At 38.9% G+C, this 20,360-nt stretch carries 19 protein-coding genes; 10 read left to right on the forward strand and 9 right to left on the reverse strand.

All coding sequences use genetic code 11. From position 1 onward, the window contains the following. The first annotated feature begins 32 nt into the window (after positions 1-32). From tuf to rimI, 4 genes are all read left to right on the forward strand, one after another. Positions 33-1,223 carry an elongation factor Tu gene (gene tuf, locus HMPREF0014_RS07395; protein ID WP_002157016.1) on the forward strand — a complete coding sequence of 397 codons (1,191 nt, stop codon included), beginning with the start codon at positions 33-35 and terminating at the stop codon, positions 1,221-1,223. 203 nt (positions 1,224-1,426) lie between these two features. Beyond that, positions 1,427-2,308, forward strand: coding sequence for a metal-dependent hydrolase (locus HMPREF0014_RS07400; RefSeq protein WP_006581399.1), 882 nt, complete (start codon positions 1,427-1,429; stop codon positions 2,306-2,308). A gap of 239 nt (positions 2,309-2,547) precedes the next feature. Beyond that, positions 2,548-3,423 carry a metal-dependent hydrolase gene (locus tag HMPREF0014_RS07405; RefSeq protein WP_020992190.1) on the forward strand — a complete coding sequence of 292 codons (876 nt, stop codon included), beginning with the start codon at positions 2,548-2,550 and terminating at the stop codon, positions 3,421-3,423. 107 nt (positions 3,424-3,530) lie between these two features. Continuing rightward, entirely contained in the window at positions 3,531-3,986 is a 456-nt protein-coding gene (rimI, locus tag HMPREF0014_RS07410; protein WP_002052080.1) for a ribosomal protein S18-alanine N-acetyltransferase, read from the forward strand. Positions 3,987-4,026: 40 nt separating this feature from the next. Here the strand turns inward: rimI and HMPREF0014_RS07415 are convergent, their stop codons facing one another. The 3 genes from HMPREF0014_RS07415 to trxB all read right to left on the reverse strand — a co-directional run bounded on the left by HMPREF0014_RS07415 (position 4,027) and on the right by trxB (position 6,659). Next, a complete protein-coding gene (locus HMPREF0014_RS07415; RefSeq protein ID WP_006581397.1) occupies positions 4,027-4,842 on the reverse strand; it encodes an arginyltransferase in 816 nt (271 codons plus the stop codon). 18 nt (positions 4,843-4,860) lie between these two features. Continuing rightward, positions 4,861-5,592, reverse strand: coding sequence for a leucyl/phenylalanyl-tRNA--protein transferase (aat, locus tag HMPREF0014_RS07420; protein ID WP_004710244.1), 732 nt, complete (start codon positions 5,590-5,592; stop codon positions 4,861-4,863). Positions 5,593-5,711: 119 nt separating this feature from the next. Next, complete coding sequence (gene trxB / locus HMPREF0014_RS07425; RefSeq protein WP_002052068.1) at positions 5,712-6,659, reverse strand: thioredoxin-disulfide reductase; 948 nt, start codon at positions 6,657-6,659, stop codon at positions 5,712-5,714. Positions 6,660-6,928: 269 nt separating this feature from the next. On the opposite strand from trxB, the gene HMPREF0014_RS07430 reads away from it, so the two are divergent. Continuing rightward, positions 6,929-9,961, forward strand: a complete 3,033-nt coding sequence (locus HMPREF0014_RS07430) for a DNA translocase FtsK (RefSeq protein ID WP_006581396.1) — start codon at positions 6,929-6,931, stop codon at positions 9,959-9,961. A gap of 149 nt (positions 9,962-10,110) precedes the next feature. Continuing rightward, positions 10,111-10,731 carry a threonine export protein RhtC gene (gene rhtC, locus HMPREF0014_RS07435; RefSeq protein ID WP_006581395.1) on the forward strand — a complete coding sequence of 207 codons (621 nt, stop codon included), beginning with the start codon at positions 10,111-10,113 and terminating at the stop codon, positions 10,729-10,731. A 51-nt stretch (positions 10,732-10,782) separates the two neighbouring features. Here rhtC and HMPREF0014_RS07440 read toward each other — a convergent pair whose 3' ends face one another. From HMPREF0014_RS07440 to HMPREF0014_RS07465, 6 genes are all read right to left on the reverse strand, one after another. Beyond that, positions 10,783-11,070, reverse strand: coding sequence for a PA4642 family protein (locus HMPREF0014_RS07440; protein ID WP_001218560.1), 288 nt, complete (start codon positions 11,068-11,070; stop codon positions 10,783-10,785). An 83-nt stretch (positions 11,071-11,153) separates the two neighbouring features. Continuing rightward, entirely contained in the window at positions 11,154-11,426 is a 273-nt protein-coding gene (minE, locus tag HMPREF0014_RS07445; protein WP_000896934.1) for a cell division topological specificity factor MinE, read from the reverse strand. A gap of 2 nt (positions 11,427-11,428) precedes the next feature. Further along, positions 11,429-12,241 (reverse strand): septum site-determining protein MinD, encoded by an 813-nt coding sequence (minD, locus tag HMPREF0014_RS07450; protein ID WP_001074362.1) that lies wholly within the window; start codon positions 12,239-12,241, stop codon positions 11,429-11,431. A gap of 70 nt (positions 12,242-12,311) precedes the next feature. Continuing rightward, the gene (gene minC, locus HMPREF0014_RS07455) at positions 12,312-13,034 is read right to left on the reverse strand and encodes a septum site-determining protein MinC (protein WP_002052013.1); all 723 of its coding nucleotides are present in this window, start codon (positions 13,032-13,034) and stop codon (positions 12,312-12,314) included. A 121-nt stretch (positions 13,035-13,155) separates the two neighbouring features. After that, positions 13,156-14,202, reverse strand: a complete 1,047-nt coding sequence (locus tag HMPREF0014_RS07460; RefSeq protein WP_004710238.1) for a hypothetical protein — start codon at positions 14,200-14,202, stop codon at positions 13,156-13,158. A 14-nt stretch (positions 14,203-14,216) separates the two neighbouring features. After that, positions 14,217-15,143 (reverse strand): acyltransferase, encoded by a 927-nt coding sequence (locus HMPREF0014_RS07465; protein WP_006581393.1) that lies wholly within the window; start codon positions 15,141-15,143, stop codon positions 14,217-14,219. A gap of 245 nt (positions 15,144-15,388) precedes the next feature. Between HMPREF0014_RS07465 and HMPREF0014_RS07470 the strand changes: the two genes are divergently transcribed. The 4 genes from HMPREF0014_RS07470 to HMPREF0014_RS07485 all read left to right on the forward strand — a co-directional run bounded on the left by HMPREF0014_RS07470 (position 15,389) and on the right by HMPREF0014_RS07485 (position 20,359). Beyond that, a complete protein-coding gene (locus HMPREF0014_RS07470) occupies positions 15,389-16,042 on the forward strand; it encodes an OmpA family protein (protein ID WP_006581392.1) in 654 nt (217 codons plus the stop codon). Positions 16,043-16,235: 193 nt separating this feature from the next. Continuing rightward, a complete protein-coding gene (locus HMPREF0014_RS07475; RefSeq protein ID WP_002052000.1) occupies positions 16,236-18,275 on the forward strand; it encodes a UvrD-helicase domain-containing protein in 2,040 nt (679 codons plus the stop codon). A 24-nt stretch (positions 18,276-18,299) separates the two neighbouring features. Beyond that, positions 18,300-18,752: a dUTP diphosphatase gene (gene dut, locus HMPREF0014_RS07480; protein WP_002121799.1), complete on the forward strand. Its 453-nt coding sequence runs from the start codon at positions 18,300-18,302 to the stop codon at positions 18,750-18,752. Positions 18,753-18,940: 188 nt separating this feature from the next. After that, on the forward strand, positions 18,941-20,359 hold the full coding sequence (locus HMPREF0014_RS07485; RefSeq protein ID WP_006581391.1) for a phosphomannomutase/phosphoglucomutase: 1,419 nt from the start codon (positions 18,941-18,943) through the stop codon (positions 20,357-20,359). The last annotated feature ends 1 nt before the right edge of the window (position 20,360 follow it).

The raw sequence follows: 20,360 nt of genomic DNA on the forward strand, positions 1-20,360 counted from the left end.
CCTCCATGAGTAGTTAATAAAGGAAGATCATCATGGCTAAAGCCAAGTTTGAACGTAATAAACCACACGTAAACGTGGGTACAATCGGTCACGTTGACCATGGTAAAACAACTTTAACTGCTGCGATTGCAACTATTTGTGCAAAAACTTACGGCGGTGAAGCGAAAGATTACTCGCAAATCGACTCAGCACCTGAAGAAAAAGCACGTGGTATTACAATTAATACTTCACACGTAGAATACGATTCTCCAATTCGTCACTACGCACACGTTGACTGCCCGGGCCACGCCGATTACGTTAAAAACATGATCACTGGTGCTGCTCAGATGGACGGCGCGATCCTTGTATGTGCTGCGACTGACGGTCCAATGCCACAAACTCGTGAACACATCCTTCTTTCTCGTCAGGTTGGTGTACCTTACATCATCGTATTCTTAAACAAATGCGACCTTGTTGACGACGAAGAATTACTTGAATTAGTAGAAATGGAAGTTCGTGAACTTCTTTCTACTTACGACTTCCCAGGTGATGACACTCCAGTAATCCGTGGTTCAGCTCTTGCTGCTCTTAACGGTGAAGCAGGTCCTTACGGTGAAGAATCAGTTCTTGCTCTTGTAGCAGCTCTTGACTCTTACATCCCAGAACCAGAACGTGCTATCGACAAAGCATTCTTAATGCCAATCGAAGACGTATTCTCAATTTCTGGTCGTGGTACAGTAGTAACAGGCCGTGTAGAATCTGGTATCGTTAAAGTTGGTGAAGAAGTAGAGATCGTTGGTATTAAAGATACAGTTAAAACAACTGTAACTGGCGTAGAAATGTTCCGTAAACTTCTTGACGAAGGCCGTGCAGGCGAGAACTGTGGTGTATTACTTCGTGGTACTAAGCGTGAAGACGTACAACGTGGTCAAGTACTTGCTAAACCAGGTACAATCAAGCCGCACACTAAATTCGACGCAGAAGTATACGTACTTTCTAAAGAAGAAGGTGGTCGTCACACTCCATTCTTAAATGGTTACCGTCCACAGTTCTACTTCCGTACAACTGACGTAACTGGTGCGATCCAGTTGAAAGAAGGCGTTGAAATGGTAATGCCAGGTGACAACGTTGAAATGTCAGTAGAATTAATCCACCCAATCGCAATGGACCCAGGTCTACGTTTTGCGATCCGTGAAGGTGGTCGTACTGTAGGTGCTGGTGTTGTTGCGAAAGTAACTGCATAATCACTTTTCAGTGAAAAAAGCGCTCCTTTTGGGGCGTTTTTTTTATGTTTAATTGTTCGACAATTCAATAGAAAGCTGGCCTTAACTGATACTTCAATGTCCCTATTTGCACTTAAGCCTTTTTATTAACTTTGTATGATAAGAATCAAGAAAACGAACAATAAAGTTTAAGTAACTACGGTTACTAGCAAGGAGCTTTCACTATGAACGCTAAAGTAAATATTACGAATCGTGCCGGAGCAAGCTTTCCTGTACGTCGTATGAACTTTGACTTTAATGATGTACCAGAATACTGGATGAATGGTTCTGCTGGCCTTACACATTTTATGACAGCATTATCAGCACTATTTCCTGCTGGTGAAAAGTTCTTTATTGATAGTGTACGTGCGGTGCGTTATCACCCAGCGATTAAAAACAATGAAGAGCTACAAAAAGAAATTAGTGCTTTCATTGGTCAAGAGGCGATGCATACTCAAGAACATGTGAACTTTAATGCATCTGCACAAAAGTTTGGTCATGATGTAGAGACGTTGGAAAAATTTACTGATACAGCTATTCAGACTGCGCGTAAAACTTTTGCAAAGATCGTAAAACCATTTGGTATGACACAAGAAATGGTAGATTTAACTGCGACTACGGCTCTTGAGCATTTTACTGCAACGATTGCATCACAGCTTTTAGTTAATACCCACATTCAAGAGCTTATGACAGACAAAACAATGTCAACTATGTGGTATTGGCATGCAATAGAAGAAAATGAACATAAAGCCGTAGCTTTTGATGTATACGAAGGCGTATTTGGCAAAGGTGTTAAAGCTTATGCATTACGTACAAGTTCACTTGTATTTGCGATGGCGCTTATTTTCGCAATTCAATCTTCGTTTGTACTGCGTCTTTTAAGAGAAGATAAAAAATTAAACTTAGATGAATTGTCTGTGATTTATAAATATGGTTATAGTCCGTCGAAAGGCATTATTACGGGTATGGCTAAAGAGATGTTGGCTTATTTTAAACCAGGCTTTCATCCTAATGATTTAGATACAGTTGGCCTATTAAAATCATGGAAAGCCAAACTTGGACTTTAAATTAAAAATAAAGTGAAAAGGACTGTTAACAGTCCTTTTTTTATTATCTTGAAACCCCTGCTCATTTTTAAAATTGAATATGTCCATTTTGCTCCAGAAAGGGGCTAGTGATGACCTCATCTGATAATTTGCTGTCCTCATCTGCACTTAAATAGCGCTTTCAAAGGCGTATTATTATAAATATTAAGAAAATAAATAAGGATATAAGTGAATTGATGGTTCACTTAAAGGAGTCTGACATGAATGCTAAAGTAAATATTTCTAATCGTGCCGGAGCAAGTTTCCCTGTACGTCGTATGGACTTTGAATTTGCTCAAGTCCCACGTTATTGGGCAAATTACGATGCAGGATTAACTCACTTTATGACAGCATTATCGGCTCTTTTTCCTGAAGGCGAGCAGTTCTTTGTAAATAGTACACGTGCAGTACGAAATGATCCAAAGCTTGCTGACCCGGTTCTTCAAAAAGAAATAAGTGCTTTTATTGGTCAAGAAGCTATGCATTCTAAAGAACATTTAGCATTTAACGCTTCTGCGCAAGCGTATGGATATGATGTTCGCAAAATGGAAAAGCAAACAGGTACAGTTATTAAAATGGGTACAGCAGTTGTAACCAAGTTAATGAAACCTTTTGGCTATACTAAAGAAATGATTGATTTGACAGGTACTTGTGCTTTAGAACATTTTACATCGACGATTGCCGCTGAACTTTTACAAAATCCTGAAATTCAGGCCATGTTCCAAGATGACACCATGTATCACTTATGGATGTGGCACGCAGTAGAAGAAAATGAACATAAAGCTGTTGCGTTTGATGTGTATACAAGTATGTATGGGCAAGGGCCAAAAGCTTATTTTATGCGCTCAACCGCTTTAATTATTGCGATGGCATTAATCTTCGCAACACAATCTTATTTTACTGCTAAGTTACTTAAGACTGATGACAAACTAACTTGGAAAGATACGAAGTACATGCTCAAGTTTATGTACGGTCGTAAAGGTTTTATGACCCGTCAAATTCCTGAGTTACTTGATTTCTTAAGACCAAAATTCCATCCAAATGATTCAGATACGACAGCTTTATTGGCCACTTGGCGTGAAAAGTTAGGTCTTTAAAAACTATCCGGAAAAAGAGCAATTTAATTGCTCTTTTTTTTACTCGTTTTTTCTATTTAAGTTTCTATAATACGTTTACTTTGAAATCTAAAAATGTGCTGAAACTCATGATCCGTACTATGCAAGCCTCCGATATTGATAGTGTTGCCCAAATTGAGAAGCTTGTTCAAACACACCCATGGTCTAGGCAGCAATTTCTAGAATCTGTGAACTCTTATCAGTGTACGGTAATTGAGTTAAATAATAAGGTCGTCGGTTTTTGTATTTTACAACCTGTGTTAGATGAAGCGAATTTATTGCTTATGGCAATTGATCCCCAAATGCAAGGTAAAGGTTTAGGATATCAATTGTTGGAAACCTCGATTGAGCGGTTAGAAAATCAACCTGTACAAATTTTTCTAGAGGTTCGTGAAAGTAATAAAGCAGCCATTGGTTTATACGAAAAAACAGGTTTTCATCAAATTGATGTGCGTCGCAATTATTACCCAACTCAAGAGGGTGGGCGTGAAAATGCCGTTATTATGGTAAAAAGCTGTACCGACGATTTTGCGTCTTTATTCTAAAATGACTGTCTTGTTGTTTTAACAACAAGACAAAATCACATTACTTAATAATTAAATTATTCCATTCAGAAGGTAACGTTGTCATGAGAGAGTTACCTAACTGATTAATCTCCTCTGGCGATAATGATCTATTTAAGCGGCGCCATTGCCCATCTAATAAAAGTTCTAGTGGAGTATATTGAGACTTATAATTCATTTTAGCTGAGTGGGGTACCCAATAGCCTAAGTAAAGATATTCTAAACCAAGTGATTTTACATATTCGATCTGATTTAAAATTGAATAAACACCTAAAGATCTGCGGTGCTCGTCTGGGTCGAAAAATGTATAAACCGCAGATAATCCATCATCCATTAAATCACATGTAGAAACGCTAATTAGACGGTTATCTTTCCATAACTCTAAGAAGAAACTATCTGTACAACTATGAACTAGGAATTTTTCAAATTGATCTAAACTTGGTGGAAACATATCACCATCGGCATGGCGCTGGTTAATGTAACGTTCATATAGATCATAATGAATTTGTGCAGCTTGCCGTGTTGGCAGAACAGTCATGGTAAGGTCTTGATTCCGCTTCCATGCTTTTTTTTGCATGCTGTTCATTTGAAAATCGGCAACTGGTACACGACAAGACAAACACTGTCTGCATAAATGACATTCAGGACGATATACAAAGTCACCACTACGACGAAAACCTAATCGCGATAACTCTGAAAGAGTCACCACATCGATGCGATGAATCGGGTCTAAAAAGACCATACGTGCTGACTTATTTTCTAAATAGCTGCAATCGTGAGGTGGAGTAATATAGTACTGCAGATCATTTAAAAGGGACTTCGGGTGATATGATTTCATGATTGGTCCCTCCTGTTATCATTCCATTAATTTTGCATTTAATGCTATTGTTTTACTTGAAAATACACGTTCTTGATACTTTTTCCAATTGATAGAGGGGTGAATAATTACATCTTGTAACGATTTAAGATATTCCTGCCGAGAAAGTGTACAAGCCCCCAAGCTAATTAAGTGACTATTTACCAGTTGGCAGTCGACCCAAGGAAGCTGATTTTCTTGACCGATTAACATTAAAGTATAAAAAGCCATTTTAGAAACATCGGTTTGAGTACTAAACATAGACTCGCCAAAACAACCCTTACCAATCGTAACTCCATATAAACCGCCTACCAGCTGTTTGTCTTGCCAAACTTCTATGCTGTAGCCATAACCTGAATTAAACAACGCGCAGTAACCTTGAATAATATCTTCGCTAATCCAAGTTTCGTTAGCATAACTTCTAGGTAGTGAACATGAACGAATGACTTGTTCAAAAGCACGGTTTACCGTAATGGTGTAATCGTGCTTTTTCATGTTCCGAATGAGCGATTTACTTGGCTTATAGTTTTGAGGGTAAATTACACAGCGTGGTTCAGGACTCCACCAACAAATAGGTTCATCTTCATTAAACCAAGGAAAAAGTCCGTGAGTATATGCTTCATAGAGGGTAGAAGGGGAGAGGTCAGCACCAATGCAAATTAGACCATGACCATCTGGATCGGCTTCCTCTGGATCTGGAAAAATATATTGAGATAGAGGTAGTATGTTCATAAAACTAAAATAATGTGTGCTTAAGGGTTATGCTATAAAAATTAATTTGAGGCAGCCAGCAATTATTATAAATGATAAAAAAACAGCCGTTTTATAACGGCTGTTTGAAATATCTAAACTTAAAGATTATCTAGATATTTTTCTGCATCTAATGCTGCCATACAGCCTGAACCAGCTGAAGTAATGGCTTGACGGTAGATACTGTCAGCAACATCACCCGCAGCGAAAACACCTGCTACAGAAGTTGCTGTTGCATTACCTGAAGTACCGCTTTGTACTTGAATATAGCCATCACGTAAGTTCAACTGGCCTTCAAACATTCCAGTGTTTGGCTTATGACCAATGGCAACGAATAAGCCTTGAACTTGTACATCTTGTTTGCTTTCATCTTTTGTAGATTTTAAGCGAACACCTGTTACGCCAGTATTGTCACCAAGGACTTCTTCAACTTCATGATTCCAGATAATACTGATCTTGCCTTCTTTTTCTTTAGCAAATAAGTGATCTTGTAAAATCTTCTCAGAGCGTAAAGAATCGCGGCGATGAACCAGTGTTACATGTTCAGCAATATTTGATAAATAAAGTGCTTCTTCAACAGCAGTATTACCACCACCTACAACCATTACTTTTTGGTTCTTATAGAAGAAGCCATCACATGTTGCACATGCGCTCACGCCTTGGCCCATAAACTTTTGTTCAGACTCTAAACCAAGATATTGAGCTGTCGCACCAGTTGCAATAATTAATGCATCACAAGTGTACTCATCCATATCACCTTTAAGAACAAAAGGACGTACGTTTAAGTCCACTTCATTAATATGGTCATAGACGAGTTCAGTACCGAAGCGTTCAGCATGTGCTTGCATACGGTCCATTAAAGCAGGACCAGTCAAACCTTCAGGATCGCCCGGCCAGTTGTCAACTTCGGTTGTCGTTGTAAGTTGGCCGCCAAGTTGTAAACCAGCAATAAGTGTTGGTTTAAGATTTGCACGTGCTGCATATACAGCTGCACTATAACCCGCAGGACCAGAACCGAGAATAATTAACCGAGAATGACGAGCACTCATTGAGGGTATCCTTATTTATTTCGAGAATTTTGAAAATTATACGTGAAATTGCCGACCAATAGCGTGAAATCAATGTGGATAATATTGATCAGGACAATCGAATTAAGTTATATAACAATATAGAAGAGCCTTATGTTAACAACAACTGTAAAGAATCATGCACCTTTTTTGTAAGAACAGGTGCATAATATAAAGTTCATTCGTTGAAGATCTGAAATGTAGGTCTTCACATCTCTAAACCAATAATTAAATGGGTTACAGGACAGTATATGACTGCGGTGTCAAGTGTTTATGCACAGCGCTTATTGATGACATTATTCTTGGTCTCTTTTGGTATTTATATGTTTCTGGCGACAGTAACGTATACGCCATTTGATCCGGGCTGGATGCATATTTCAAGTGATACTCAGCAAGTATCCAATGCAAGTGGTATTGCCGGTGCATGGATTGCAGATTTGCTGTTTGGCTTTTTAGGTTGGGCAAGTTTACTTATTCCAATTTTCTTATTTGTTGAAGCTATTCAAGTCTGGTGGCCGCATAGTTTTCTAAACCGTCCATTCCGTTATGCTGCTCAGTTCTTCTTAATTCTTGTTGTGTCTAGTTTGCTTTACTTACACTGGAATGTACCTGCAGATACTTTAGATAATGCGGCAGGTGGGATTATTGGTTATGAATTAGGGCAGAGCTTATCTCAACTGTTAACAATTTATGGTGCGACCTTATTTTTATTGGTTTTCGGAGTGGTATTGTTCACTTTGGCATTTGGGGTGCAGTGGAGCAAAACATGGGTTACGCTCAAAGCAATGCCGAGTTATTTACAAGATTTATTCTATAAGAATGTATCGCCAAATGAATCTGCTTATGATTTAACTACACAGCCCGCAAATAAAACAGCAACGGTAAAAGTTGCCGAGATGCCTAAAGCTGAAGTTAATGATGAAGCAGAGCTAAATGTTCAGCCAGAAAAAACTCAAGCCAAAGCTAGCTCTACACGACACGATGAAATGGCGGAGCGTTTATTTGCCGATGTGTTAGCGAAAGAGCAAAGTCAGCCTGAAACTGTTGAAGAAAAACCAGCTCCTCAACCAGAAAACTTTGAGCGTACGCTTGAACAAGCTCAACAGCTTAAAAAAGACAGTGAGCGTTTAGTAGCGACAGGTGAGGTTTGGCGTGCCCTACAGCGCGATGATGCAAGTCATAAGCAAGAAATTGATGCACTGTTAAGAGCTGCGGATGATTCGAATGAACATCCAAGTCATGAGCAATTCCAAGAAACGGCTTATCAGGCTAAACAAGCACAACCTCAAGCATCGAATATTCATCAAGGCCTAGATTGGAATGATGATGAGATTTTTGATGAATTGCTTGCAGCAGTTCCAAATAGTAAAACTGCTACTGATGTACATACGCCGTTCGTTCAAGATCATCATGTTGAACCAGCGGTAGCACCGCAAACACCTCATCCATCAGTTGAAACATCTGTACCTGTATCAAATTTAAATCAGTCACCTAAAAACTTATCAAATGAACAAGTATTTGATGATTTTGATGACTTATTAATTGATGAAGATATTGCCCCAGCACCTCAATCGGTCAAAGCAAGTAGCTATGCGCAATCTTCTGCATTTGTAAAAGCTCCTATTCAAACTACGATTGGTGCAGAGAAGCTTTCAAAAGAAGAGTTTATTGAAGCTTGGCAGGAAACTGCTGGAAAGCCACAAGACAATCTTGATGATGAATTCGATTTTGATGCGCCATTAACAGATGCATCAGGTCGACCAATGTCGCGTGCAATGCAGGTAGCCAAAAAGCGTTTAGATTTACCAACATTACCGGGCTTTGAATTACTTGATAAGGTTGACCCAAATAAGAAAGTTAACTTTACCGAAGAGCAGCTTTCGCGTTTGTCTGAATTGCTTGAGATTAAATTACAAGAATTTAATGTGAAGGCGCAGGTTGTTGAAGCTCAGCCGGGTCCAGTTGTTACACGTTTTGAATTAGATTTAGCACCGGGTGTGAAAGCATCTAAAGTGACTAATATTTCCCGTGACTTGGCGCGCTCAATGTCTATGGCGTCTGTACGTGTTGTAGAGGTTATTCCGGGTAAACCATATATTGGTATTGAAGTACCAAATAGTGCCCGTGAAATGGTACGTTTAATTGAGCTGTTGGAAACACTAGCATATCGTGACCCAAGTGCTCTGATTAGTATGGCAATGGGTAAAGATATTTCGGGTAATCCGGTACTAACAGACTTGGCCAAAGCACCGCATATGTTAGTTGCGGGTACAACTGGCTCGGGTAAATCTGTTGCCGTTAACTCGATGATTTTATCGATGTTACTTAAATATACGCCAGATCAATTACGTTTAATTTTAATTGACCCGAAACAGCTTGAATTGGCTAACTATAACGATATTCCGCATTTATTAACGCCTGTAGTCACTGACATGAAAGATGCAGTTAGTGCATTAAACTGGTGTGTAAATGAAATGGAACGCCGTTATAAGCTTATGTCGTTCCTTAAAATTCGTAAGTTAAGTGACTACAACCGAAAAGTTGAAGAAGCAATTGCGAATGGAGAAGACTTGATTGATCCAACATGGAAACCAAGTGATTCAGCGACACAAGAGCGTGCACCTCGTTTAACGCCATTACCATCAATTGTGATTGTGGCAGATGAGTTTGCCGACATGATCATGCAGGTAGGCAAGAAAGCAGAAGAAATGATTACGCGTTTGGCGCAAAAATCTCGTGCTGCTGGTATTCACCTATTGCTTGCAACTCAGCGTCCATCGGTAGATGTCATTACAGGTCTTATTAAAGCCAATATTCCAACGCGTGTAGCTTTACGTGTAAACAGTAAAATTGACTCACGTACTATTTTGGATGCAGGTGGTGCAGAAGACTTGTTAGGTCATGGTGATATGCTGTTCTTAGGGCCAGGTAAGATTGAGCCAGAACGTGTACATGGTGCATTTATTAGTGATGATGAAGTTAACCGAATCTGTGATGCATGGCGTGAACGTGGTGAACCAGACTACGTAGATGAGATCTTAACACCATTTGATGAAGAGCCAGCTTCGCGTGGCTTTGAAGAGGGTGATGGTGCTTCAGACCGTGATGCTCTTTATGATCAATGTGTATCGTTTGTCCTAGAAACTCGTAAGGCATCTACATCATCATTACAGCGTAAGTTTAGCTTAGGTTATAACCGTGCTGCCCGTATTATCGACCAAATGGAAGAGAACGGTATTGTGAGTGCTATGGGCGCCAATGGTAAGCGAGATATTTTAGTTTAATATCTACATTTAAAATTAAGCCTCTTCGGAGGCTTTTTTATGGTTAAAAATAATCATTATTCAGTTGTAGTTTGAGATTTTATCAAATAGTAAAAAATGCTAATGTGTGCTTCTAAATAAAAAACAATGAAACAAATCAGGAGGACAACATGTTAGTCGCGTTAATTACGTTAGCTTTTATTCATTTTTGTGCGCTTATTACTCCAGGACCTGATTTTTTTCTGGTATCACAGACCGCAGTGAGCCGCTCTCGTAAAGAAGCCATGTTGGTTGTGGCAGGAATAACAGCAGGTGTTATGTTTTGGGCTTCTTTAGCATTGATGGGCTTAAATATTATTTTTGAGAAAATGGCTTGGTTAAAGCAAGGGTTACTCATCGCAGGTGGTTTGTACCTATGTTGGTTAGGCTATCAAATGTTGCGTTCAGCATTTTCAAAAGATCAGCAGCAAGAGGCTACAGCTGTTGAGTTGCCTAAAGCACCTTACTTATTTTTTATGAAGGGATTACTCACCAATTTATCGAATCCTAAAGCCGTGATTTATTTTGGTAGTGTGTTTTCTTTATTTTTAGCTAACCCTCAGCTTGATCAAGTTCATTGGTTGCTTTTTATTATTGTGTCGGTTGAAACGATTTTATGGTTCTGCTTTGTGACTTTTATTTTCTCATTACCGAGTTTGAGAGTGGCTTACCGTAATTTTTCAAAATGGATTGATGGGATCTCAGGTGGTATTTTTACTGTATTTGGTATTTTCCTTATTGGAAATCGGTAAATCTAGACAATAAAAAAAGCCTCTTAAAGAGGCTTTTTTTTATTCTTAAGCTTAAGCAAATTTTGCTAAAACTTCTAAAAACGGCGCTGATTGACGCGGAAACTTAGCAATTACGTCATGAATGCGTTCGCCTTCAGGATTTGTTGCATTGATATCTCGTCCATCTGCAACGAATTTAGTCAAAAGACGTTCATAGTCATTTGGGCGCATATGTTTGAAAGCATGGTAGAGCACATGAAAGTCTGCGTTCACACCATTTGGAGGAAGTTGGTTGAGGTAGGCAAAAACACGCTCATCGGACCATTCTTCATTGAAAGTTGCTGGCTGTGATAATGCCATGACAATCTCCTCATTTTAAAAAAGGCAAAATAACTTGCGTTATTTTGCCTTGATTCTGATTTATTGAATAGTCAGAAATAGAATTATCGTTCTTCAGGTAAATTGATATTCATTTCTAACATTTCGATATTTGCTTCAGAACGAACTTGCATTTGGATATGCTGTTCGCCTACACCGCTTACATAGCGACTGACCACCTGCATGATTTCTTTCTTCATTTGGTCAATCTTGTCTTGGCTTAAACGACGGCCTAAACCTTGTTCTGATGCAACAATAACTTTTAAACGATCTTTGGCAGTTTGAGCACTTGATGGTTTTTCTTCACTGCTAAATAATTTACTCCAGAATCCTGCCATATCTACGCTCCAAATAGTCGTGCTAACCAGCCTTTAGGTTGAGCTGTGATGTGTCGATAAGGGCGGTCTTCGCCAAGAAAGCGAGCAACCAAGTCATCATACGCTTGGCCAGCTTTAGTTTCTGAGTACAGAATAACTGGCTTACCTTCGTTTGATGCTTGTAATACACTTGGACATTCAGGAATAACACCTAATGTCGGTACGCGTAAAATATCTTTAGAAATATCATCAATCGTCAGCATTTCCTGACGGTCAGCACGTTCAGGGTTAAAACGTGTAATACATAAATGCTTACGTATACGTCCTTCGTTGTGTTCAACTTTTTTAGTTTTGCTGTCTAACATTCCGATGATGCGGTCAGAGTCACGTACTGAAGAAATTTCAGGGTTTGTCACAATGATTGCTTCATCTGCATGGTACATTGCTAAAATCGCACCACGCTCGATCCCCGCAGGTGAGTCACAAATAATGTAATCAAATTCTTGAGAAAGCTCATCAATTACACGAGCAACACCTTCGTCGCTCAAAGCATCTTTATCACGGGTTTGTGAAGCCGGCAAAATGTAAAGGTTTTCGATATCTTTATCGCGAATAAGGGCTTGTTGCAGACGTGCTTCATTATTAATTACATTGACGAAATCATAAACAACACGACGCTCACACCCCATAATTAAATCAAGGTTACGTAAGCCTACATCAAAGTCAATCACAACAGTTTTATGACCACGAAGGGCTAAACCTGTTGCAAAAGATGCACTCGTTGTAGTTTTACCTACACCACCTTTGCCTGATGTTACGACAACAATTTTGGCCACCGAATCCACTCCTATTATGGTCATACATACACCCTTAAAAGGGCTGTTTTTTGGTGATTTGCTTAATAAACTAAAGTTCTAGAGCTTCAAATTCAAGCTCTTGCTTTTCATTTAAATAAATATGTACTGGCTTTTTTACCACATGTTTAGGGATATCATCTGCGACACAATATGTTCCGGCAATGGAAACGAGTTCAGCCTCTAAAGATTGGCAAAAAATGCGTGCAGCAGCGTGCCCACCCGCACCAGCAATGACTCTACCACGAACCGTGCCATAAATATGTATATTTCCTGAAGCAATCACTTCAGATCCACTATTCATGCCAGCTTTTAAAATAATATCGCCTTGGTCTTGTACAAGAGATTGGCCTGTACGCAAAATTTCATCATGATAAGAGGTAATATGGGCAACTGCATTATTATTTAGTGGTTTTTTTGTTTCTGTTGAAGCTTGTGCAGGGGCAGCTTTCTCTACAATTGCAACTTGCTCCGCAGTTGCTTTAATGCGTTGTAATGGCTGGTCTGCCGGTAATACAGGGAACTGAATGGCGCGTGCTTCATCACCTAAAATACCGTCAATAACCGCCATAGGCTGTAAACCTAAGCTGACTAACAACTGAATTAAAGCAATGAGCTCTTGCTCAACAGTACTATCTATAATAACGACAGTTCCCTGATAGGAACCTTCATTTAGAATATTTGATAATTGCTGGCGGATCACATCATGATCATTCGTATCGAAGGTTATCCTGCTAAAGTTAACCATTCTGCCGGTAATCCGGATATCAGCCATAAGTCTTCCTTCAAGGCGTTAAAACGAGCTGTAATATCGTTAAGTTTATTGTAAATAGAGCAAATGCTAGAACAAATCGTGCCAATTCTCTAGCGTGTTTCATAAAAAATTAAGTAAATGCTTATTCTTTGATTCGATCATGCTCCGCAAGGGTTTGTTGCCACTGTTTGACTTTAACTTGTTTGCGAATTGCTTCGAGACTTTCAAACACTACAGACTCTACAAGTTGCTCAAGCTCACGGTTATTAATATTCACGTTACTTATTTTTTCTGAAATTAATTGATAAGTTGCATTGGGCTGTTCTTTTGATCCTTCAATTAAAGGTTCTATTAAACCTGCACTGATATTTTCCCCAAGTCTTTGACCAATACTTTGTATTTGCTGTTCAATACGGCCTCCGACTAAAGGAATTAAGCGTAATAATTGGGTTAATTCTGGCGTATCTTCTATGGCTTGATCAACAATTTGTCCAACACCTTTTGTAATTGCAGGCTTTTGTTCTTTTAATGCTGTAGCTAAGGATTCTTGTAATATGGAGGTCAGGGTAACCGTAAATTGTTCACGATGATGGTTAACCAGCTCATGAATAATTTGCTTATGTGTTGAGCTTGTTTGAAGCTCATTACGAATGCCATCAATAACCGTAATAACCACGCGATCAGATAGCTCTTCCATAACGACACGATAATAAAATAAACCGTTTTTTCTCCAGCTTTCAGGAATAACCGGATAGCCTAATTCATATAAGCGATAGGCAATAATACCGGCACGAAACAAACGTAAAAAACGCAATTGCGGAATGATGGCTAAAATTTCATACCAGTGAATAAATGGAAAGAAGAACCAACGTTTATGGTGTTTATAAACAATAGAAATGCCCCAACGGACAAAAAATTCAGTAATTAAAAAGCCAATAAACCAAGCTTCTGTCGTAATTACCCATGGGTGTAAATAGGTTTTATAAAAGCTGAGTACTTGGGGCAAGTGAATATGTTCGAAAAACCATGCCCCAATACTGCTCATTAAAAAGAAATTTGCTGCAAGACAGAACAGATTGAAAATAATAATAAACACCATAAAGATGTCATAAACCAAAAACAGCTTAAATGAAATGCTGTTTGGGTCCATATGGTAATATTGTGCTTGTTTTCTGGAACTGTTTTGCATAGCTATAAATGCTTTTAATGAGTTGAAGTAGTATATCGAGCTTTCATTTGTTCGATGAGTTGATCTTTTTCAGTCCAGAGTTCATGTACCCATTGTTGAAAACGCTCACGGTAAACTGGGTCATCTTCGTAGTTACCGCCGAGTACCCAAGCTGGTATTTCAATTTTACGAAGATTTACCGCAATTTGTGAAACATTACCTAACCAGAAATCGCCATAACCTGGTACACCGTCAGGGTAAACAATCGTCATATCAACTAAAGCATCAATTTTGTCGCCTAAAATATTTAAAGCCAGTGCCAAACCACCTGCTTTAGGTTTTAGTAAGTGTTTATATGGCGAATTTTGTTGATCATGTTTTTCCTGAGTAAAGCGTGTACCTTCCAAATAGTTTAATAATGTAAAAGGTTGGCTTAAGAGCTGTTCGCATGCTTTACGTGCTTCCATCATATCGCGGTCTTTTAATTCAGGGTTTTTCGCGATTTGCTCTTTGGTATGACGTTTCATCATTGGGAAGCCTAAAATTTTAAATGCTTGACCAACGAATGGAATAAAGATGAGTTCCCACTTGGTAAAAAAACGGGTAAGTGGCATACGGGTTAAGCCGAAATACTGGTTTACAGTCGTATCAACCCAACTTTGATGGTTACAAGTCATTAAGTAACGGCCTTGCATACTTAAATCAAGACCTTCGTCGATCGTAATGTCCCATTTTAAATTAGGTAGAACATGGTCAATGAGCCAATTGTTGACACTGAGCCAGCTATTTGTAATTTGAATGTTGGTTTCATCTACTTTGGATGATTTTTTAAATAACTTGGTTAAACCCAAAGCCAATACAGGTGGTCCATGAAAAAAGGTGCTACCTGTAATGACTGTACCGACAGTGAGTCCACGTGTAATTTTTTTTAGCGCAGATTGCTTATTGGGTGCAGTTGACATATAAATGGCCCCGAATATCCAAAATCCATAGAAAGTTGTTCAACTATAACTATCATGAAATGAAATACAACGGTATCTTAGACAACAATGAAGAAATTGTGATGAGTGCACGTCTTAAAGTGCATCAAAATATTACAAAAAACTAACTAAACTGTTTATTATTAACAAAATATCAATGTTTTATACTTCCTTTTTGTTTCATTATTCATCCAGACAACAAAACACACAAAGTGAGGAGGCATGCAATGCGTGCATTAGTTATTTCAACAGTCGTAGGGGCAGCAGTAGTACTTTCTGGTTGTCAGACAACAGGTAACAACCTTGGTGGAATTGAATACGATAAAGCCGCATTAGGTACATTAATCGGCGCATCAGCAGGTTATGGTATTTCTAAATCAAGTGCAAACTCTAGCCGTCAAAACAACCGTGCTGCGGCAATCGGTGCAGTTCTTGGTGCAGCTGGTGGTTTATATCTTGACCAAAAAGAGAAAAAATTACGTGAACAAATGGCGGGTACTGGTGTAGAAGTAGGCCGTAACCCAGATGGTTCTGTTCAATTGATCATGCCTGGTAGCATCACTTTTGATACCAACAAATCAAACATCAAGCCAAACTTCTATGCAACTTTGGACAAAGTAGCGCAAACATTGGCTGAAGATAACAAGAGTGCGATTTTAGTTACTGGTTACACAGATAACACTGGTAATGACTCTATCAACATTCCATTATCTCAAGCACGTGCTCAATCAGTTAAAATCTATTTAGCTGGTAAAGGCGTTTCTTCAAGCCGTATCGATGCACAAGGTTATGGTTCTTCTAACCCAATCGCAGACAACTCAACTGCTTCTGGTCGTGAACAAAACCGTCGTGTAGAAATCAGCATTTATGCTAAACAATAAGATTTAATTTATTGTTTCAAAAACCACCTTCGGGTGGTTTTTTTATGGGTGCAGTACAAGAAATAATCACGACATTCTGCGGCGCATAAATTGCATTATTAGACATCATTTATACATATCCGTAGATTTACTATTGGGATTCTAAAAAAGAGATGACTATAATCATGCTCGAAAAATTAAGAGGTAATACACGATGTCATCTGCCAGTCAATTGAACGACAAGCAAGAAGAAGCCATGAAATATACTCAAGGCCCTTTATTGGTGCTTGCTGGTGCTGGTTCAGGTAAAACATCGGTAATTACTCGTAAAATTGCCTATTTGGTGCAACATTGTCGTATTCCAGCGCATCGTATTACAGCGATGACCTTTACCAATAAAGCTGCACGTGAAATGAAAGAGCGTGTAACCAAGCTTTTATCACGCGAAGAAGCAAAAGGTTTATCAGTCTCGACTTTCCATACTTTTGGTTTAAATCTTTTACGTTTAGAACTTAAAAATTTACCTTTAAAAGCCAATTTTTCGATTTTGGATGCAGATGACTGTAAACGTATTTTGATGGATCTGATGCATCGCGATAATTTATCAGGTGCAGAGAGTAAAGAGTTAATTGCCAAGGCAATGAAGAAAATCTCAGATTGGAAAAATGATCTGATTTTGCCAGAACAAGCACATTCGACGTGTGAAACACCCGAAGATGTTCAATTTGCCCATCTTTACCAACTTTATGAGCGTAATTTACGTGCCTACAATGCAGTCGACTTTGATGATCTAATTGTTATGCCAACACGATTACTGCAAGAAAATGCAGAGGTACGTGATAAATGGCAAAACCGTGTTCGTTATTTATTGGTCGATGAATATCAAGATACCAACACTGCACAATATATTTTAGTGAAACTATTGGTTGGTGTAATGGGGCAGTTTACCGCCGTTGGTGATGATGACCAGTCGATTTATGCATGGCGAGGGGCGAAGCCTGAAAACATGGCTTTGCTTAAACAGGATTTTCCAAATTTACATATTATTAAGCTTGAGCAAAATTACCGTTCGACCAGCCGTATTTTGAAAGCTGCAAACTGTGTGATTCAAAATAACCCGCATATTTTTGATAAGAAATTGTGGAGTGATAAAGGCCATGGCGAGGTCATTAGAATTATTACTTGTCGTAATGATGACGATGAAGCTGAACGCGTAGTTAAAGACTTGCTGACTCATAAACTGATGAATGGTAAGAACTGGAAAGATTACGCTGTGTTATACCGTGGAAACTTTCAGGCGCGTGTATTAGAAACCCAGCTTCGCCAAATGCAGATTCCGTATAAGCTCTCTGGTGGTACATCATTCTTCGCTCGTGCAGAAATTAAAGACGTAATGAGCTACTTGCGTCTTATTATTAACCCTGAAGATGACAGTGCTTTCTTACGTATCATTAATACGCCTAAACGTGCGATTGGCCCAGTTACTCTTGAGAAGCTAGGATTATTTGCGCAAGAAAATAATTTGTCTTTACTTGGTGCTTCTTCTGACCAGCGTTTAAGCATGGTCCTTCCTAAAAAAGCAGAAACTCAATTACATGAGTTTGCTGACTTTATCGCAACGTTTACTCGTGAGTTGCTAGAAGATGATGAGCCTGTGCCTAAAGTTCGTCAAATGATGAATGAGGCAGGTTATATCGACTATATTCGTGAGCAGTCTGCAACACCTGCTCAAGAGAAAAGTAAGCTCGATAACATCGAGAATTTATTTACCAGTATTCAAAATCTGATTAATCGTGCAGAAGATGTTGATGAAAAGAACATTGAAAGCGTTATTCGAAAACTGGTCTTGCTCGATTTGTTAGAACAACAGCAAGAAGAAGAGGACACTGACAAAGTAAACCTACTTACTTTGCATGCAGCAAAAGGTTTGGAGTTCCCATTTGTGTATATTATGGGACTTGAAGAAGAGCTTTTACCGCATAAGAACTCGATTGCAGCTGAAACCATTGAAGAAGAACGCCGTCTTATGTACGTGGGAATCACTCGTGCACGTCAAGGCTTAACTTTAACTTTGGCAGAACAGCGTAAAAATGGTGGTCAAATGAAACAAATGACCCCAAGCCGTTTCCTTGATGAGCTTCCACAAGACGAGCTCGAATGGTTAGGGCGTAAAAAGAAAATTGCAGCAAATGTTGACCCTAAAGAACAGGCTCAACAATATTTGGCAAATTTAAAAGCTTTATTAAAGCGTTAATTTTTTTAATTTTTAGGAAATCCCATGAAAGTTCAAGTTAAATTGCTCGATCCACGTTTAGGTAAAGAATGGCCTTTACCTTCGTATGCAACAGCAGGATCAGCAGGTTTAGATTTACGTGCCTGTTTAGATGAAGCAATTGATATTGAACCAGGCCAAACTGTATTAGTTAAAACAGGTATGGCAATTTATATTCATGATGTGAATTTTGCTGGTTTAATTTTGCCACGTTCAGGTTTAGGTCATAAACACGGCATTGTTCTTGGTAACTTGGTCGGATTAATTGACTCAGACTATCAAGGTGAATTGATGGTTTCAGTTTGGAACCGTGGTCAAACCACATTCCGTTTAGAACCAGGTGAACGTTTAGCACAATATGTTTTAGTTCCAGTTGTGCAGGCTGAGTTTGAACAAGTAGAGGAATTTGAAGAAACTTTACGCGGTGCTGGTGGCTTTGGTCACACTGGTAAACAATAATTAACTTATAAAAAATAATGAAAAGAAACGCCTGTTTTACAGGTGTTTCTTTTTATACCTTGAATGTTACAATGAATTATATTACAACACGCTTTACTCATACTCTTTTAACTTTTTTAGCAAATACCTTTTTGAATACTCTATATTTTTGCGATAGATCAGATTGATCTTTAAATAGAAGATACGCTATGAATGTAAGACACTCATTCCCAAAAAATATTTTCCGTGCTTACGATATTAGAGGCAAACTTTCTTATTTAACTACGGATGTCGTCCGTTCAATTGCCTATGGATTGGCACAACAATATAAACAAGCAGAACAAACTCAACTGGTCATTGGTTATGATGCCCGTCTCACAAGCCCAGCTTATGCGCATTTAATTGAAGAGATATTAGTAGAGCAGGGCCTCACAGTTACAAACATTGGTTGTTGCTCAACTCCGATGATGTATTACATTGCACGTGAGTTTGGTGGTAATGGAATTATGGTGACAGCTAGCCATAATCCAAAATCAGATAATGGTATTAAGTGGATTTTAAGAAGCGAACCTCCATCTCCAGAAATGATTCAGCAAGTAGGTGAGTTCGCGCAAACTTATGTTCCTACTCATCCGATTTCATTATTAGAATTATCAACCCCTCAATTTAAATCAGAATTTTGCAAAAAATATCAGCAAGCCATCTTTGACGACATCCAACTGAAACGTCCATTAAAAGTAGTGCTGGATGGTTTACAAGGTTCGGCAGGGCACTGTGCGAAACTGGTACTCGAAAAGATGGGCTGTGAGGTTATTGCCTTACGTACGACGCCAAATGGTGAATTCCCGGATCATGCGCCAGACCCTTCACATGCTGCACATTTGAAAGAGTTGCGTAAAACAATTGTCGAACAAAGAGCAGATATTGGTATTGCACTTGATGGTGATGGTGACCGCGTCGTATTACTCGATGAAAAAGCCAACATACTTACAGCTGATCGGTTACTGTCGCTATTTGCACAAATGTGTCTGGAACAGCAGCCCGATAAAGAAATTGTATTTGATGTGAAATGTTCGCTTATGGTTCAAAGAACCGTAGAGCGACTCGGTGGTAAACCGAAAATGATTCGTACGGGTAGCAGTTTCCTCCGTTCATACTTGTCTAAGTCCAAAGGCCTAGCCATTTTTGGTGGCGAATATGCTGGCCACTATGTGTTTAATGACGGACGTGGTTTTGGGTATGACGATGGTATATATGCTGCACTGCGTGTAATGGAATATTTCACCGAGTCTAGTGCCGCAACAGTTTCGGATTTATTTTCTATTTATCCTGAAAGATGCTGTACCGAAGATACCTATATTAGTACTCACCAATCAGATCCTAAGCATGTACTGCAAGACATTGAAATTTTGAGCCATCGTTTAGGCGCTCATATTAGTAAAATTGATGGCGTACGTCTTGATTTTGATGATGGTTTTGGCATTATTCGAGCATCAAATACGGGTGAGTATTTTACCGTAAGATTTGACGCTGATAGTCCTTTGCGTTTAAAGGAAATCCAGCAAAAATTTATTGATATGTTGCAAGAGCGTTACCCGCAAATTGCACAAGAACTTTCTGAGGCCTAAT

The organism is Acinetobacter sp. RUH 2624 (assembly GCF_000162375.2).
GTDB classification, from domain to species: Bacteria; Pseudomonadota; Gammaproteobacteria; order Pseudomonadales; family Moraxellaceae; genus Acinetobacter; species Acinetobacter nosocomialis.

Coding starts and splice junctions, on each gene's coding strand:
- tuf (WP_002157016.1), top strand. CDS start 33: ATGGCTAAAGCCAAGTTTGAACGTAATAAACCACACGTAAACGTGGGT.
- HMPREF0014_RS07400 (WP_006581399.1), top strand. CDS start 1,427: ATGAACGCTAAAGTAAATATTACGAATCGTGCCGGAGCAAGCTTTCCT.
- rimI (WP_002052080.1), top strand. CDS start 3,531: ATGATCCGTACTATGCAAGCCTCCGATATTGATAGTGTTGCCCAAATT.
- rhtC (WP_006581395.1), top strand. CDS start 10,111: ATGTTAGTCGCGTTAATTACGTTAGCTTTTATTCATTTTTGTGCGCTT.
- HMPREF0014_RS07465 (WP_006581393.1), bottom strand. CDS start 15,143: ATGTCAACTGCACCCAATAAGCAATCTGCGCTAAAAAAAATTACACGT.
- HMPREF0014_RS07415 (WP_006581397.1), bottom strand. CDS start 4,842: ATGAAATCATATCACCCGAAGTCCCTTTTAAATGATCTGCAGTACTAT.
- dut (WP_002121799.1), top strand. CDS start 18,300: ATGAAAGTTCAAGTTAAATTGCTCGATCCACGTTTAGGTAAAGAATGG.
- HMPREF0014_RS07470 (WP_006581392.1), top strand. CDS start 15,389: ATGCGTGCATTAGTTATTTCAACAGTCGTAGGGGCAGCAGTAGTACTT.
- minC (WP_002052013.1), bottom strand. CDS start 13,034: ATGGCTGATATCCGGATTACCGGCAGAATGGTTAACTTTAGCAGGATA.
- HMPREF0014_RS07485 (WP_006581391.1), top strand. CDS start 18,941: ATGAATGTAAGACACTCATTCCCAAAAAATATTTTCCGTGCTTACGAT.
- trxB (WP_002052068.1), bottom strand. CDS start 6,659: ATGAGTGCTCGTCATTCTCGGTTAATTATTCTCGGTTCTGGTCCTGCG.
- minE (WP_000896934.1), bottom strand. CDS start 11,426: ATGGCAGGATTCTGGAGTAAATTATTTAGCAGTGAAGAAAAACCATCA.
- HMPREF0014_RS07405 (WP_020992190.1), top strand. CDS start 2,548: ATGAATGCTAAAGTAAATATTTCTAATCGTGCCGGAGCAAGTTTCCCT.
- HMPREF0014_RS07460 (WP_004710238.1), bottom strand. CDS start 14,202: ATGCAAAACAGTTCCAGAAAACAAGCACAATATTACCATATGGACCCA.
- HMPREF0014_RS07440 (WP_001218560.1), bottom strand. CDS start 11,070: ATGGCATTATCACAGCCAGCAACTTTCAATGAAGAATGGTCCGATGAG.
- aat (WP_004710244.1), bottom strand. CDS start 5,592: ATGAACATACTACCTCTATCTCAATATATTTTTCCAGATCCAGAGGAA.
- HMPREF0014_RS07475 (WP_002052000.1), top strand. CDS start 16,236: ATGTCATCTGCCAGTCAATTGAACGACAAGCAAGAAGAAGCCATGAAA.
- HMPREF0014_RS07430 (WP_006581396.1), top strand. CDS start 6,929: ATGACTGCGGTGTCAAGTGTTTATGCACAGCGCTTATTGATGACATTA.